Consider the following 14,193-nt stretch of genomic DNA (forward strand, 5'->3'; position numbering starts at 1 on the left):
CCGGCAAGCCCGCCAGCATCCTTGCGGCGGCGATTATGAGCCTTGCCGAGGGTTTCGCCAGAGACGGAATTGGCGCATCCTCGCTTGGCTTTGAAATTTTCGTCCGCTGGACCAGTTTGGAGCATGCGCTTCTATCACGTCAATCTGGTAGGACCAAATTGATGGGATATGCGACGGACAAAGGTATGATGACATCGAACGGTGCTGTTTTCCCTATTTCTGGCTGGACCAGAACGGGCAAAATGGTGCAGATTTGAGTCATGGCCAGGGGATCGCGAGCGGAACGACCGGCGGTCCCAGGCAATTCAGGGAGAGAGAGATGAACATTGCTCCGGGCAAGAATGCCGTCGGCAATATCCCGTTCGACCAGGCAAGGGTCGACCGGCTGATGGAGGAGGCCGGCATCGATGTGCTGCTCGCCACCTCCAAGCACAACACGCAATATCTGCTGGGCGGTTACAAGTTCATCTTCTTTGCCGCCATGGATGCGATCGGCCACAGCCGGTACCTGCCGATCGTCGTGTACGAAAAGGGCGGGCCGGACCATGCCGCCTATATCGGCAACCGCATGGAGGGCGGCGAGCACCAGAACAATCCGTTCTGGACGCCGACGCTGCACGCCGCCTGCTGGGGCACGCTCGATGCCGCCAACCTTGCGGTCGAGCACCTGCAGAAGATCGGCAAGGCCGGCGCGCGCATCGGCATCGAGCCTGGCTTCCTGCCATCGGACGCCTATACGCTGATCCGCAAGGCGTTGCCGGATGCCAGGCTGATCGATGCGACCGACATGCTGGAGCGCATGCGCGCCATCAAGACCGATGCGGAGCTGGAGAAGCTGCGCACGGCCTCCGAACTGATCACCGATTCCATGCTGGCGACCATTGCCTGGGCGCGTGAAGGCACGACTAAAAGCGAGATCATCGAGCAGCTGCGGCGCGAGGAAACCAATCGCGGCATCCATTTCGAATATTGCCTGCTGACGCTGGGTGCCAGCCACAACCGCGCCGCTTCACCGCAGGCGTGGGAAAAAGGCGAGGTGCTGTCAATCGATTCCGGCGGCAATTATCACGGCTATATAGGCGACCTCTGCCGGATGGGCATTCTCGGCAAACCGGATGCCGAGCTGGAAGATCTGCTGGCCGAGGTCGAGACGGTGCAGCAGGCGGCCTTCTCAAAAGTCAAAGCGGGCACGCTGGGCGGCGACATGATTTCGCATGCCGAGGGCGTGCTGAAGGCTTCGAAGGTCGCGCCCTACACGGATTTCTTCGCCCATGGCATGGGCCTGATCACGCACGAGGCGCCGTTCCTGATGACCAACCATCCGGTGACCTATGAAGGCACCTATGCGGCCAAGCCGCTGGAGAAGAACATGGTACTGTCGGTGGAGACGACCATGCTTCACCCGACACGGGGCTTCATCAAGCTGGAAGACACGCTGGCGGTGACGGACGCTGGCTATGTGATGTTCGGTGATCGGGGCCGGGGGTGGAACAGGGGTGGGACGGCCTAGCTGGTATTGAGGCTGCTGCCCCCTCACCCGGATTGCCATCCGGGAAAAGCAATTCGGGGCAATCCGACCTCTCCCCGAGGGCAGAGGTCGGAGCCGGAACCGAGGAAAGATCACTGCCCCGGCGGAATCAGCCTGAAATCCGGCAGCTCACGCAAAACCAGTTCAGGTCCTGCCGGCGAATAGACGACGAACAGCTGCATCGGCCCGTCGCCGGTGTTGAGCGTCGAATGAAAGCGGCTTTCCGGCACGTAGATGGTGCAGCCGGGGCCGACCTTCTCGACCATCGGGTTGCCCTTCTCGTCCTCGACCATCTGTTCGCCATGGCCTGAGATGACGAAGATGATTTCTTCCGCGCCCGGATGGTTGTGGCGCGTGTGGCCCTTGCCGGAAGGCAGGTCGACGACGCCGCCGGAAAAGCGGGTTGCGCCATTCACTTCGGGCGCCACCGTCAGCGCCAATTTTCCCCAGTCGAAGCCGAAGGCGCTGACGTCCTTCGGGTACACGAACACTTTGCTCTTGTCGGTCATCTCTCTCATCCCTTCTTTTTCTTGAATGTGATCTTCTGGCCGCCGAGCGCGACGGCCTTGAAATCGGCCGTCTGCTTGGCGATCGCCGCTTCCGCCGGCAGCCGTTCCATCGAGCTGGCGCCATAGAAGCCGTGCAGGCCCTTGGCCTGGGAGAGAATGTAACGGGCGTCGTCGGGCATCGAAATCGGGCCGCCATGGCAAAGCAGGATGACATCCTTGCGCACCGAGCGCGCGGCATTGGCGATGGCGTCGATCTCCTGAACGCAGTCGTCGAGCGACTTGGCTGACGTGGCGCCGATCGAGCCACCTGTCGTCACACCCATATGGGCGACGACGATGTCGGCGCCGGCTTTTGTCATGGCGCGGGCCTCATCCGGGTTGAAGACGTAGGGCGTGGTCAAGAGGTCGAGCTTGTGCGCCTCGGCGATCATGTCGACCTCGAGGCCGAAGCCCATGCCGGTCTCCTCGAAGCTCTGCCGCATGCTGCCGTCGAACAGGCCGATGGTGGGAAAATTCTGCACGCCGGAAAAGCCCATCGTCTTCAGCTCTGCCAGCAGCAGCGGCATGATGACGAAGGGGTCGGTGCCGTTGACGCCGGCCAGCACCGGCGTGTGTCTGACCACCGGCAGCACCTCATAGGCCATTTCCTTGACGATCTCGTTGGCATTGCCATAGGCGAGCAGGCCGGCGGCCGAGCCGCGCCCGGCCATGCGGTAGCGGCCGGAATTGTAGATGATGATGAGGTCGATGCCGCCGGCCTCCTCGGCCTTCGCCGACAGGCCGGTGCCGGCGCCGCCGCCGACGATCGGCACGCCCTTGTCGATCATTCCCCTGAATTTCTTCAAGATGTCCTTGCGCGGTATGGCGGGCATTTTTTGAGGTCTCTCACTGTCTGGCGATGTCGAGGAAGGCCGCTGTTGCAGCCCTTGCGAATTCCGGGTCGTTGATATGCAGCGGCAGGCGCGTCACGCGCCGCTTGCCGTTGGGCTTGATGGTGCGCTCGATGGCATCGAACAGAACGGCGTCGGCTTCCCGGTCGAAGAAGGCGCCGCCTTCGATGTCGAGCGCCGAGACGCCTTTTTCCGGGATGAGAAAATGCACCGGCCCCTTGCAGCGGGCGAGCCTGGTGCCGATCCACTCGCCGATCGCACGGCATTCGTCCGCCGTGGTGCGCATAAGCGTGACATTGGGATTGTGTTCGTAGAACAGCCGGTCGCGATAGTGTTCCGGGATGGTCGAAGGCGCCCAGAAGTTCACCATATCGAGCGCGCCGACGGAGCCGACATAGGGCAGCCCCGTGCGTGCGACGGCGCCGAAACGATCCTCCGTCGCCGGCAGCACGCCGCCGAACAGAAGATCGCAGACTTCGGTCGTGGTGATGTCGACGACGCCGGACAGCAAGCCGCTGTCGGCCAGCTTTTCCATGCTGCGGCCGCCGGTGCCGGTGGCGTGGAACACCATGCAGTCATATCCGGAACGGAGCTGGTCGGCGATGGCGGTCACGCAAGGCGTGGTGACGCCGAACATGGTGAGGCCGATCGATGGCTTGCCGTCGGGTGGTGGCGCCGGGCTGGCCGCCATGCCTGATATGGCTTGAGCCGCGTTGTGCAACACGACACGGGAGAGCCGGTTCAGTCCGGCCATGTCGGTCACAGAAGGCATCATGATGATGTCGGAGACATCGACGTAGGGAGCGGTATCGCCGGAGGCGAGCGTCGAGACCATGATCTTGGGCAGGCCGAGCGGCAGGGCGCGCATGCCCGACGTGACGATCGATGTGCCGCCACCGCCGCCGATGCCGATCATGGCCGCGATGTCGTTGCGCGATTGGGCAAAGCGGGCGAAGGCGATGCCCATTGCGGCGACCGCGGCGCCGCGATCATTGCCGCCGAGCACGGTTTCACGGCCGCCGGGATGATGGTCGGCGATTTCCCTCGCGCTGATATCGACGGGGATGGTTGCGTCGCGCGTTCCGACATCGACACGACAAACGAGGGCGCCCGCAGCCGTGATCGCATCGGCCAGGAAGGCGAGTTCCTCGCCCTTGGTGTCCGCGGTACCCACCACATAGATACGCTTCATTGCGCTCTCCCAATCCTGGCAGGCGCGATGCCGCCCCCATCGCTCATTGCCCGGGCCACTTGACGATGCGGACCATTGCAAATTTTTGAGACGCGCGTATCGTATTGGTATGAATGTCTCACGTCAACAATCCGCTGCGAGCGACGAGGCTGAACGGGCAACCGGCCCAGTGCCCGAACGTGGGCCACGCGCGCGGACCAAACGGCTGATGCTGGAGACGGCAACAAGGCTGATGCAGGCGGGCGTCACGCCCTCAGTCAGCGAGGTCGCCGAGGCGGCCGAGGTTTCCCGCGCCACCGCCTATCGTTACTTCCCGAGCCAGTCGGCACTGGTGCAGGCCGTCGTCGACGAGGGGCTGGGGCCAATCCTCACCTGGCAATCGACCTCCGCCGATGCCGAGCGCCGGGTCGCCGAGCTGTTCGACACGGCCATGCCGCGCATCGAGGCCTTCGAGGCTACGTTCAAGGCAGCACTGAAGCTGTCGCTCGATCAATGGGCGCGGCGTCAGGCCGGCACGCTGGGCGGTGAGCCCGCCTTTACGCGTGGCCACCGCATCGACCTGCTGAAGGATGCGATCGCGCCGCTCAAGGGCCGTTTGCCGCCGCGCGACTTCAAGCGGCTGGCACAGGCGCTGTCGCTTATCTTCGGCGTCGAGGTGCTGATCGTGCTCAAGGATATCTGGGGGCTGGACAGCCGCCGGACGATGTCGGTCGCACAGTGGGCGGCCGGGGCGCTGGTGCGTGCGGCAGTGGCGGAATCGGTCGATGAAGGAGGCAGCCTCGATCCGAAGGCAGTCGTGAAATAGAGCCTAACTGGTTCGACCAGATTGGCATGCACACTACTGATCTTAGCGGTTGGGTGGGGTATTGGACAATACCCGATCATATCACTGAGTAGGAAAATCTTGGTAAAACAGGCAGATAAAGCGGTAATCCGATGGAAATGGCCACGTCAAGCTGCCAAGAAAGGGCTTGACGCGCATGCAAAATTGGTAATACCAGATTGGATCAGAAAAGCGGATCGAAAGTGAGGGCTGCGATCCATTTTCCGGCGGGGCGAGGAGGCTCGAAACCGGAAAGGTGCGATCACGGGAGGAACTACCAGGGCCGGCCACGTTGCCGGCTCGCACGATAAGGTAGAACGCGCACAAGGGAGGAAATCATTATGCGCAAGTTAGTGACCAGCGTACTTGCTGGTATCGGCTTAACGCTTGCCTGCGGAACGTCCGTTTACGCGCAGGAAAAGTCACTCACCATCTTCTGGGCTGAATGGGATCCCGCAAACTATCTGCAGGAGCTCGGCAACGAGTACGAGAAGCAAACCGGCGTCAAGATCACGGTGGAAACCACCCCGTGGGCCGACTTCCAGACCAAGGCCTTTACCGAGTTCAACGCCAAGGGCAGCGCCTATGACCTGGTCGTCGGCGACTCGCAATGGCTTGGTGCCGCCTCCGAGGGCGGTCACTATGTCGACCTCACCGACTTCGTCAAAGAGAACAAGGTTCTCGACAAGATGGCTCCGGCGACGGTCAAGTTCTACTCCGAATATCCCGGCAACAGCGGCAAATACTGGTCGATCCCGGCCGAGGGCGACGCCGTGGGCTGGGCCTACCGCAAGGACTGGTTCGAGGATCCGAAGGAAATGGAAGCGTTCAAGGCCAAGTATGGCTACGACCTTGCCGTTCCGAAGACCTTCAAGGAAATGACCGACATCGCGGAGTTCTTCAACAGGCCCGACCAGAACCGCTACGGCATCGCCATCTACACACAGAACCAGTATGACGGCCTGGCGATGGGCTTCGAGAACGCGCTGTTCTCGTATGGCGGTGAGCTCGGCGACTTCGGCACCTACAAGGTCGACGGCATCATCAACTCGGACAAGGCGGTGGCCGCGGCGGAAAACTACCGCAAGCTGTTCGGCTTCACGCCTCCGGGCTGGACCAACGCCTTTTTCGTCGAGAACAACCAGGCCATCACCGAAGGCCTGGCGGCGATGAGCATGAACTACTTCGCCTTCTTCCCCTCGTTGATCAACGAGGCGTCGAACCCGAACGCCAAGAACACCGGCTTCTTCGCCAACCCGGCAGGTCCAGGTGGCGAACAGTTCGCCGCGCTCGGCGGCCAGGGCATTTCCGTCGTCTCCTATTCCAACAACAAGGAAGAGGCGATGAAATTCCTGAAGTGGTTCATCCAGGACGATACGCAGAAGAAGTGGGCGGCCCTCGGCGGCTACACCTGCAACAAGGCCGTGCTGGAATCGGCCGAGTTTCAGAACGCCACGCCCTACAACAAGGCCTTCTACGACACGATGTTCAAGGTCAAGGACTTCTGGGCGGTGCCGGAGTATGCGGAACTGCTGCAGCAGCTCAACCAGCGTGTCTATCCGTACATCGTAAACGGCGATGGTACGGCCAAGGAAATGCTGGATGCGCTGGCGAAGGATTGGGACGCCACGTTCAAGAAATACGGCCGCGGCCAATAACCGACATGTAGTGCGGAGGAGGCCTGCGCCTCCTCCGTTTTCTTTTTCAGGAATGGGAGGAGGTCTTGGCGACCACAATGATCACACCGCTGAATACCTCCTCCAGAGCCGCCTCTCGCGGCCTCAGCGACATTTCGATACGCAACCTCTTCATCATCCCGACGATCGTGTTCCTGATCGTCTTCAACATCTTTCCGCTGATCTATTCGCTCGGCTATTCCTTCACCGACTTCCGCGCATCGACCAATGCGCCGGCCAATTTCGTCGGACTGAAGAACTATCGCGAGCTCCTCAGCGACCCTTATATCTGGAACAATTTCGCGGTGACCGCGAAATACGTCATCGTCTCGGTCGTCGGTCAGGTTGTCGTCGGCTTTGGAACGGCAATGCTGCTCAATCGCACCATTCCGCTCAAGGGCCTGATCACGACATTGCTGCTCTTGCCGATGATGCTCTCGATGGCGGTGGTCGGCCTGTTCTGGAAGCTGCTCTACGATCCGTCCTGGGGTGTCATCAACTACGTGCTCGACCTCGGCAAATTCCAATGGCTCGGCGACCCGAAGATGGCGCTCTACGCGGTGGCGTTCACGGACATCTGGATGTGGTCACCCTTCGTCATGCTGTTATCGCTCGCCGGGCTTTCGGCGGTGCCGAAGCATCTTTACGAAGCTGCCGCGATCGACCGCGCCGGGCCGTTCTATACCTTCTTCCGCATCACGCTGCCGCTGGTCGCGCCGATCCTGATGATCGCGGTCATCTTCCGCACCATGGAAGCCTTCAAGACTTTCGATCTTGCCTATGTGCTGTCGACGCAGCCGAGCACCGAGGTGATTTCCATCCGTCTCTACAAGATGGCTTTCCAGGAATGGCAGACGGGGCGCTCCTGCGCGCTTGCCTATATCGTGCTGATCATGGTGCTGGCGATCACCAACATCTATGTGAAATACCTCAACAAAGTTAAGGAGCGCTGAGATGGCGGCCGTCCAGACTTCGGGTGAACGGGCGCTCAACAAGGTCGCTATTGTCGCCGTCCTCTTGGTGACGATCATCTTCCTGGCGCCGATCTACTGGATCGTGGCGACCTCGTTCAAGCCACGCAACCTGGCCACTACGATCCCGCCGACGGTGATGTTCGAGCCGACCATCTCGCCTTTCGTCAAACTTTTCACAAAGCGCTCACAGTTGCGCAGCCCGCCGTCGGCCGAAGAATATGCCGCCGCCCCGTGGTGGGAACGCGTCGTGTTCGACGGCGGCGAGAAGATCGTGCGCGACGGCAAGGGCCAGGTGCAATGGTCGGGATATCCGAGCCGCTTCCTGAACTCGCTCATCATCGCCATCACCTCGACGGTGTTGGCGGTCGGCATGGGGACATTCACCGCCTATGGCTTCTCGCGCTTCAAGGTGAAGGGGGAAGCGGACCTGCTCTTCTTCATCCTGTCGACGCGCATGTTGCCGGCGGTGGTGGTCGCCATCCCGATGTTCCTGATGTACCGGGCAGTCGGGCTCAACGATACGCATCTGGGCTTGATCATTCTCTACACCGCCTTCAACCTGTCCTTCTCCGTGTGGCTGATGAAGGGTTTCATGGACGAGATTCCGAAGGAATATGAGGAGGCCGCGCTTGTCGACGGCTACACGCGCATGGAGGCGTTCTTCAAGATCGTGCTGCCGGAGGCCGCCACGGGCATCGCCGCCACCGCCGTGTTCTGTTTCATCACCGCATGGAACGAATACGCCTTTGCGCTGATCATGACCAACCGCCGCGCCCAGACCGCGCCTCCCTTCATCCCGAGCCAGGTCGGTTCGGGCCTGCCGGACTGGACGGTGATCGCCTCCGGAACCTTCCTGTTCCTGCTGCCGGTCGCCATCTTCACCTTCCTGCTTCGCAATCATCTGCTGCGCGGCATGTCCTTCGGAGCGATCCGCAAATGAGTTTTCGCGCCTTCAACCAGAAATACCTTGAGCCTGGGTCGCAGATACTGATGGTGCTCGGCATCGTCGCGCTCTGCCAGCCCTGGAACATGCTGCTGCACAGCTATGGCCTGACCATCATCCTGATCGGGCTCGTCGGCTTCAACGTAACCTCCAAGATCGCGCCCGAGGAGAAGGCCGGCACCGGTCAGGTGCGCAATCCGGGAGCACAGAATTGACCCAGATCGAGCTTCGCGGCGTCCAGAAATTCTTCGGCGCCGTCCAGGTCATCAAGGACCTGAACCTCAAGATCGCCGACAACGAGTTCATCGTGCTGCTCGGCCAATCGGGCTGCGGCAAGACGACGACGCTGCGCGCCATCGCCGGGCTGGAAACCATCGACGAGGGCGACATCTTCATCGACGGCAAGCCGGTGCAGCATTTGAAGGCCGCCGACCGCGACATCGCCATGGTGTTCCAGTCGTTCTCGCTCTATCCGCATATGAGCGTCTACGAGAACATCGCCTTCCCCTTGCGCGCCACGCGCAAGAGCAAGACGGAGATCGACAGCGAGGTGCGTTCGGTCGCCAAGACGCTGCAGATCACCGACCTGCTGGACAAGAAGCCGTCGGCGCTCTCGGGTGGCGACATGCAACGCGTCGCCATTGGCCGCGCTCTGGTGCGGCGGCCGAAAGCCATGCTGATGGATGAGCCGATCGGCGCGCTCGACGCCAAGCTGCGCGAGGAGATGCGCGCGGAAATCAAGCGGCTGCACATCAAGCAGGGCTCGACCACCATCTATGTCACGCACGACCAGATCGAGGCCATGAGCCTGGCCGACCGCATCGTCATCATGCACGCAGGCGTCTTGCAGCAGGTCGGCACGCCCGACGAGGTCTATTCGCAGCCGGCAAATCTGTTCGTGGCGCAATTCGTCGGCAGCCCGGTGATGAATGTCACCGATGCGGCGGTGGCCGAGACGGCGTCCTCGGTTTCGGTGACGGTCGGTGGAGCCGCCGCCGGCTTCGAGTTCCCGCGAGCGCTGCTGTCGAAGCTCAACGGCCATGCCGGCGGCCAGTTGGCGCTTGGCATACGGCCGGAAGGCGTGCTCATCCGGCGCGAGGCGACCGAGGGCTTCGTGCCTGTCGACACACATATCGTCGAGCCGCTCGGCTCCTTCGACATCGTCGATCTCAAGGTCGGAACCGAGTTGCTGCGGGCCCGCACCAAGAGCGGCTTCGTTGCCGGACCCGGTGAAAGGGTCTTCGCCAGGATCGACCCGACCCAGGCGCATTTCTTCGACAAGGCAAGCGGCAAGTCGCTCGAGGTGAGACTCTGATGGCCCATATCCAGCTCAAGAACATCTCGAAGACCTTCGGCAACCACACGGCGCTCACCGGGCTCGATCTCGATATTGCCGATGGCGAGTTCTTCGTGCTGCTGGGCGAGACGGGCGCCGGCAAGACGACGACGCTGCGGCTTATCGCCGGCCTGGAGAAGCCCAGCGAAGGCCAGGTCTTCATCGACGGCGTCGACGTTGCCGACTGGGGTGCGGCCGAGCGTGACGTGGCGCTGGTGCTGCAGCAATATTCGCTCTATCCGCGCTACACGGTGCGCGAAAATCTCGAATTCCCGCTGAAGCCGAAAATTCGCCGGCTGCCCGACGCCGAGATCAAGGACCGTGTCGACCGTGCCGCCCGTACGCTGCGGATCGAGCATCTGCTCGACCGCAAGACGGATCGGCTGTCCGGCGGCGAGATGCAGCGCGTCTCGATCGGCCGCGCCATCGTGCGCAAGCCGCGTGTGTTCCTGATGGACGAGCCGCTGTCTGCGCTCGACGCCAAGCTGCGCGAGGCGCTGCGGACTGAACTGAAGAACCTGCAGATACAGCTCGGCGCCACCTTCCTGTTCGTCACCCACGATCAGATCGAGGCGATGTCGATGGGTGACAAGGTCGGCGTGCTCAACCATGGCCGAATCGTCCAGACCGGCACACCGCATGAGATCTACAACAATCCACGCGACACCTATGTGGCGAGCTTCGTCGGTTCGCCGCCGATGAACCTCATCGACGGCAAACTCGTGAACGGCCGCGCGGTGATGGCGCCGCTGAATTTCGAATTGCCTTTTTCAGGGGGAGCCAAAGCGGGCGGGGCGACCGATGGTCGCCCGCTCGTCTTCGGCATTCGTCCCGAGGACGTCTATCTCGAGAGCGGCGCGCCGGTCGAGGCGCGTGTCCACGACGTCGAGAACCACGGCGTCGAAAAGATCCTGACGCTGCGCGTCGGCGACGCGACACTGCGTGCAACCGTGCCGGCCAGGACCGACGTCGCCATCGAGCAGGCGGTGCGCTTTGCCTGGAACCCCGACAAGGTGGTGCTGTTCGACAAGGGCAGCGGCGTCAGCTTGCGTCACGCCTCGTAGCCGCATCCCAGCCTATTTCTGGAAGTAGGTTTCGTAGGGCGTGTCGTTGATCAGCAGGATCACGCATTCCGTGTCGGAGACGCAGGCGTCGTCATGCATCTCATTGGCTTTCTGGGTCCAGTAGGATCCAGGAGGCAGTTCGACCTTGGTCGCCTCGCCGCCATCCATCTGCCAGTGCGCCCACATCCCCTTTATGACCACCGCACGATAATCCGCGGTGTGCGCATGGACCGGTGCGCGCCAGTTGCCGGGAACCTTCAGCAACGTGCCTGCCGGACCCTTGGCCCGCTCGCCCCACAATGGGCCAAGGCGATGCGGCTGGTCGGGTACTTCCGCCACATAGGGGATCTTGTCGGCCGGCAGGTAGCTGTCCTCGAGGGCAAAGCCGCGCCCGGGAACCGCAAGCATGACGGCGAGTGCGATGACCTTCGGATGATTTGGCATTGGTTCTCCTCTTCGGGCCGACTGGACGCCGGCCTCTCGCTGCCTGGTTCTGGCAAGCTATTGCATGCGGGTGGCCCGGCAATGGCATTGCGTCCGGAAGGCTTGGCAATTCATCCAGACCCGGCGATCCACGGCCACGCTGCGGCTGGTGCCGATGCGATTGATGCCGCGCGCCATGTCGATCATCCTGACCGGCGTTTCGCTGGCGACCGTCTGTGCGGCGCCGGTCGGCGCCTATGTCGGTGACATCTGGGGCTGGCGCACGGCCTTCATGATTGCGACCGTGGTCGCCGCCCTGGCGCTGCTGGTGCAGCTGGCCACTATTTCGAAATTGCCCCCCCGTGGGTGTGGCAAGCTTCCGCACCTTGCTCCACGTGCTGAAGCGTCCGTCGATCCGGGTGGCGCTGCTGGTCGTGCTGCTGGTCGCTTCGGGACACTTTGCCGGCTTCACCTATGTCCGTCCCTTCCTCGAGAAGGTCCCCGTGCTCGACATCGAGACGATCTCGCTGGTGCTGCTGGCCTATCGCATTGGCGGCTTCTTCGGCAATGTCGCCGGCGGCATCCTGGCCGAGCGCAGCCTCAAGGCAGCCGTTGGGCTGGCGCCCTTGCTGATCGCACCGGCCGCCGCCTCGATGCTGGTTTTCGGAGCTTCGCCGACGATCGCCGCTGCCGCCGTTGCGGTCTGGGGCTTTGCTTTCGGCGCGGTTCCGGTCGGGCTGCAGAGCTGGCTGGTGCGGGCAGCACCCGACCAGGCAGAAAGCGCCGGCGGACTGATGGTGGCGACGTTCCAGGTGGCGATCGCGCTCGGCGCCGTCTTCGGCGGCCTGCTGGTCGACCACACCGGCGTCGCCAGTGCCTTCGCCTATTGCGGCGCGGCGACATTGCTGGCGGCCAGCGTGGTGTTCCTGCGGCCCGAAGCAGGCCGAGTAGCCTCGCCGCAATCAGGCTTCCCTGACACCTGCGCGTCGGCCCGAGAACCATCACGGTTTTCGGGTCGACGCCGTTGTGACGGCAGCGACGAACGAACTCAGGCCGACCGCCCGTCGAAATCGAAGACCGACAGTGTCGAGGGGTCGAGATCGGCCACGCAGTTGATGTTGATGTAGGCGCTGCGTTCACGGCCCTCGCGGACATCCTCCGCAAAGGGATGGATACCGCAGGCCCGGCAGAACCGGTGCGCGATGGCATGATTGCCGAATGTGTAGGTGCCCAAATCGTCGCCCCAGGCCAGGACCCGCAAGGTCTCGTGCGGGATGGCACACAACAGGGCGCCCTTGCGCGAGCAGATCGAGCAATTGCACCTGATGGCGCCGGTCAGTTCGGCCTTGAATTCGAAGGCGACCTTGCCGCAGTGGCAACTGCCTTTGTAGAGCATCGGATTTTCCTCGCATTCGACAGGGTGCAAAACCGTCTGCGCCGGGTTAAGTCTCGGCAAGCCAGGCACTGGCCGCTATCCCTTAAGACGTTCAAGGCGTCCGGAGTCCGACACCGAAAATGCAATCCGTCCGTGATCATCTGGAAATCATCCTTGCGCGCCTCGCCGCCCGTGCCGGCGAAGAGCGTGTGTTCACGAAGCTCTATGCCGAAGCCGCGAGGGCCGCGGCCGATGCCAGCGATGCGCGCAGCCAAGCCGGCGTGACGCTCGGGCCGCTCGACGGCACCATCGTCTCGATCAAGGATTTGTTCGATGTCGCCGGCGAGCCAACCACGGCCGGCTCGCTGATGCTCAAGACCGCAGCACCTCCGCTGCGCGATGCCGCGATCGTCAGCCGGCTGCGGCAGGCCGGCGCGGTTATCACCGGCAAGACCAACATGACCGAATTCGCCTTCACCGCGATCGGCGACAACCAGCATTTCGGCACGCCTGGCAATGCCGTGGACACCAATCGCATTCCGGGTGGTTCTTCCTCAGGCGCCGGCGTTTCCGTCGGCGAGCGCACGAGCGAAATATCGATCGGTTCCGACACCGGCGGTTCGATACGCATTCCGGCTTCACTCAACGGTGTCGTCGGCTTCAAGCCGACGGCGCGACGTGTGCCGCTCGCCGGCGCGTTCCCACTGTCGGCCACGCTGGACTCGATCGGTCCGCTTGCCCGAACCGTCGCCCAGTGTGCCGCCGCCGACGCCGTGATGGCCGGTGAGGTGCCGACCGCGCTGACGCCGATTGCCCTGGCAGGGCTTCGCATAGGCATTCCGCGTGGCGTCCTTTTCGAAGAGACGGAAGACGAGGTGGCGACCGCGTTCGACCGCTGCCTTGGCAAGATCGAGCAGACGGGCGCGCGGATCGAGGATCTGTCGATCGACGATCTGCTTGCCGATTTGCGCGCGGCCACCAAGCGTGGTTCGATCGCCGCGATGGAAGGGGCCGAAGTGCATGCCGACTGGCTGGCGACAGGAGCTTCGGTACCGGTCGACCCGCATGTCAGCGGACCTTTGTCGCGGGCAGCCATGCTGCCGACGCCTGTCTACATCAGGGCAATGCGCCGTCGTACAGCGCTCGGCGCCGCCATGGACGAGCGGCTGTCCTCGGTCGATGTGCTGGCCTTGCCGACCACACCGGTGACCGCGCCGACCATCGTTTCGATGACCCGGGATGCCGAGCTGCGCGACCGCACCGAAGGCCTGCTGCTGCGCAACACGCAGGTCGCCAACCAGTTCGATCTCTGCGCGATCTCGCTGCCGATGCCGGGCACGGTGCTGCCTGCCGGATTGATGCTGGTGGCGCGCAACGGGCATGACCGGCGCCTGCTGCGGATTGCCGCTGAAGTGGAGCGGCTGCTGGCGGTTGATCAGCACTGAACCGGAAATTGCGGA

Annotated in this window: 15 protein-coding genes and 1 pseudogene; 11 read left to right on the plus strand and 5 right to left on the minus strand. The window is 62.7% G+C overall.

Annotated features, from left to right (window positions below):
* Positions 1 to 35 precede the first annotated feature (35 nt).
* Both M729_RS1000000138340 and M729_RS0108010 read left to right on the plus strand, forming a co-directional pair.
* Positions 36 to 257 (plus strand): hypothetical protein, encoded by a 222-nt coding sequence (locus M729_RS1000000138340; RefSeq protein WP_156949281.1) that lies wholly within the window; start codon positions 36 to 38, stop codon positions 255 to 257.
* Positions 258 to 319: 62 nt separating this feature from the next.
* A complete protein-coding gene (locus M729_RS0108010; RefSeq protein WP_027161279.1) occupies positions 320 to 1,510 on the plus strand; it encodes a Xaa-Pro peptidase family protein in 1,191 nt (396 codons plus the stop codon).
* Positions 1,511 to 1,620: 110 nt separating this feature from the next.
* Here M729_RS0108010 and M729_RS0108015 read toward each other — a convergent pair whose 3' ends face one another.
* Genes M729_RS0108015 through M729_RS0108025 form a run of 3 tightly spaced genes read right to left on the minus strand, consistent with a single transcriptional unit; the run spans position 1,621 to position 4,119 of the window.
* On the minus strand, positions 1,621 to 2,037 hold the full coding sequence (locus M729_RS0108015) for a cupin domain-containing protein (RefSeq protein WP_013529490.1): 417 nt from the start codon (positions 2,035 to 2,037) through the stop codon (positions 1,621 to 1,623).
* Positions 2,038 to 2,042: 5 nt separating this feature from the next.
* Positions 2,043 to 2,909, minus strand: a complete 867-nt coding sequence (locus M729_RS0108020; protein ID WP_027161280.1) for a phosphoenolpyruvate hydrolase family protein — start codon at positions 2,907 to 2,909, stop codon at positions 2,043 to 2,045.
* Positions 2,910 to 2,922: 13 nt separating this feature from the next.
* Positions 2,923 to 4,119, minus strand: coding sequence for a Tm-1-like ATP-binding domain-containing protein (locus tag M729_RS0108025; protein WP_027161281.1), 1,197 nt, complete (start codon positions 4,117 to 4,119; stop codon positions 2,923 to 2,925).
* Between the two features lie 109 nt (positions 4,120 to 4,228).
* Between M729_RS0108025 and M729_RS0108030 the strand changes: the two genes are divergently transcribed.
* The 7 genes from M729_RS0108030 to M729_RS0108060 all read left to right on the plus strand — a co-directional run bounded on the left by M729_RS0108030 (position 4,229) and on the right by M729_RS0108060 (position 10,935).
* Positions 4,229 to 4,924, plus strand: a complete 696-nt coding sequence (locus tag M729_RS0108030) for a TetR/AcrR family transcriptional regulator (protein ID WP_013529493.1) — start codon at positions 4,229 to 4,231, stop codon at positions 4,922 to 4,924.
* A 359-nt stretch (positions 4,925 to 5,283) separates the two neighbouring features.
* Positions 5,284 to 6,600: an extracellular solute-binding protein gene (locus M729_RS0108035; protein ID WP_013529494.1), complete on the plus strand. Its 1,317-nt coding sequence runs from the start codon at positions 5,284 to 5,286 to the stop codon at positions 6,598 to 6,600.
* 65 nt (positions 6,601 to 6,665) lie between these two features.
* On the plus strand, positions 6,666 to 7,571 hold the full coding sequence (locus M729_RS0108040; RefSeq protein WP_013529495.1) for a sugar ABC transporter permease: 906 nt from the start codon (positions 6,666 to 6,668) through the stop codon (positions 7,569 to 7,571).
* Position 7,572: 1 nt separating this feature from the next.
* Positions 7,573 to 8,532, plus strand: coding sequence for a carbohydrate ABC transporter permease (locus tag M729_RS0108045; protein ID WP_013529496.1), 960 nt, complete (start codon positions 7,573 to 7,575; stop codon positions 8,530 to 8,532).
* A complete protein-coding gene (locus M729_RS0108050; protein WP_027161282.1) occupies positions 8,529 to 8,750 on the plus strand; it encodes a hypothetical protein in 222 nt (73 codons plus the stop codon). Before M729_RS0108045 ends, M729_RS0108050 begins: the two co-directional genes overlap by 4 nt.
* A complete protein-coding gene (locus M729_RS0108055; protein WP_013529498.1) occupies positions 8,747 to 9,850 on the plus strand; it encodes an ABC transporter ATP-binding protein in 1,104 nt (367 codons plus the stop codon). Before M729_RS0108050 ends, M729_RS0108055 begins: the two co-directional genes overlap by 4 nt.
* Positions 9,850 to 10,935, plus strand: a complete 1,086-nt coding sequence (locus M729_RS0108060; protein WP_013529499.1) for an ABC transporter ATP-binding protein — start codon at positions 9,850 to 9,852, stop codon at positions 10,933 to 10,935. The genes M729_RS0108055 and M729_RS0108060 overlap by 1 nt, the downstream gene beginning before the upstream one ends.
* 12 nt (positions 10,936 to 10,947) lie before the next feature.
* On the opposite strand, the gene M729_RS0108065 is transcribed toward M729_RS0108060, so the two are convergent.
* Entirely contained in the window at positions 10,948 to 11,379 is a 432-nt protein-coding gene (locus tag M729_RS0108065) for a DUF4437 domain-containing protein (RefSeq protein ID WP_027161283.1), read from the minus strand.
* 139 nt (positions 11,380 to 11,518) lie between these two features.
* Here M729_RS0108065 and M729_RS01000000134765 point away from each other — a divergent pair.
* Positions 11,519 to 12,309 (plus strand): annotated as a pseudogene (locus M729_RS01000000134765) (MFS transporter); the annotation flags it as partial.
* 97 nt (positions 12,310 to 12,406) lie between these two features.
* Here M729_RS01000000134765 and M729_RS0108075 read toward each other — a convergent pair.
* Positions 12,407 to 12,754: a GFA family protein gene (locus M729_RS0108075; RefSeq protein WP_027161284.1), complete on the minus strand. Its 348-nt coding sequence runs from the start codon at positions 12,752 to 12,754 to the stop codon at positions 12,407 to 12,409.
* 119 nt (positions 12,755 to 12,873) lie between these two features.
* Between M729_RS0108075 and M729_RS0108080 the strand changes: the two genes are divergently transcribed.
* Complete coding sequence (locus M729_RS0108080) at positions 12,874 to 14,178, plus strand: amidase (RefSeq protein WP_027161285.1); 1,305 nt, start codon at positions 12,874 to 12,876, stop codon at positions 14,176 to 14,178.
* Positions 14,179 to 14,193 lie beyond the last annotated feature (15 nt).

The organism is Mesorhizobium sp. WSM1293 (assembly GCF_000513875.1).
GTDB classification, from domain to species: Bacteria; Pseudomonadota; Alphaproteobacteria; order Rhizobiales; family Rhizobiaceae; genus Mesorhizobium; species Mesorhizobium ciceri.

What these genes read in the sequence shown, in the direction of transcription:
- M729_RS0108020 (WP_027161280.1), bottom strand. Translation starts at nt 2,909, where the DNA reads ATGCCCGCCATACCGCGCAAGGACATCTTGAAGAAATTCAGGGGAATG.
- M729_RS0108060 (WP_013529499.1), top strand. Translation starts at nt 9,850, where the DNA reads ATGGCCCATATCCAGCTCAAGAACATCTCGAAGACCTTCGGCAACCAC.
- M729_RS1000000138340 (WP_156949281.1), top strand. Translation starts at nt 36, where the DNA reads ATGAGCCTTGCCGAGGGTTTCGCCAGAGACGGAATTGGCGCATCCTCG.
- M729_RS0108050 (WP_027161282.1), top strand. Translation starts at nt 8,529, where the DNA reads ATGAGTTTTCGCGCCTTCAACCAGAAATACCTTGAGCCTGGGTCGCAG.
- M729_RS0108035 (WP_013529494.1), top strand. Translation starts at nt 5,284, where the DNA reads ATGCGCAAGTTAGTGACCAGCGTACTTGCTGGTATCGGCTTAACGCTT.
- M729_RS0108065 (WP_027161283.1), bottom strand. Translation starts at nt 11,379, where the DNA reads ATGCCAAATCATCCGAAGGTCATCGCACTCGCCGTCATGCTTGCGGTT.
- M729_RS0108075 (WP_027161284.1), bottom strand. Translation starts at nt 12,754, where the DNA reads ATGCTCTACAAAGGCAGTTGCCACTGCGGCAAGGTCGCCTTCGAATTC.
- M729_RS0108015 (WP_013529490.1), bottom strand. Translation starts at nt 2,037, where the DNA reads ATGACCGACAAGAGCAAAGTGTTCGTGTACCCGAAGGACGTCAGCGCC.
- M729_RS0108025 (WP_027161281.1), bottom strand. Translation starts at nt 4,119, where the DNA reads ATGAAGCGTATCTATGTGGTGGGTACCGCGGACACCAAGGGCGAGGAA.
- M729_RS0108045 (WP_013529496.1), top strand. Translation starts at nt 7,573, where the DNA reads ATGGCGGCCGTCCAGACTTCGGGTGAACGGGCGCTCAACAAGGTCGCT.
- M729_RS0108080 (WP_027161285.1), top strand. Translation starts at nt 12,874, where the DNA reads ATGCAATCCGTCCGTGATCATCTGGAAATCATCCTTGCGCGCCTCGCC.
- M729_RS0108030 (WP_013529493.1), top strand. Translation starts at nt 4,229, where the DNA reads ATGAATGTCTCACGTCAACAATCCGCTGCGAGCGACGAGGCTGAACGG.
- M729_RS0108010 (WP_027161279.1), top strand. Translation starts at nt 320, where the DNA reads ATGAACATTGCTCCGGGCAAGAATGCCGTCGGCAATATCCCGTTCGAC.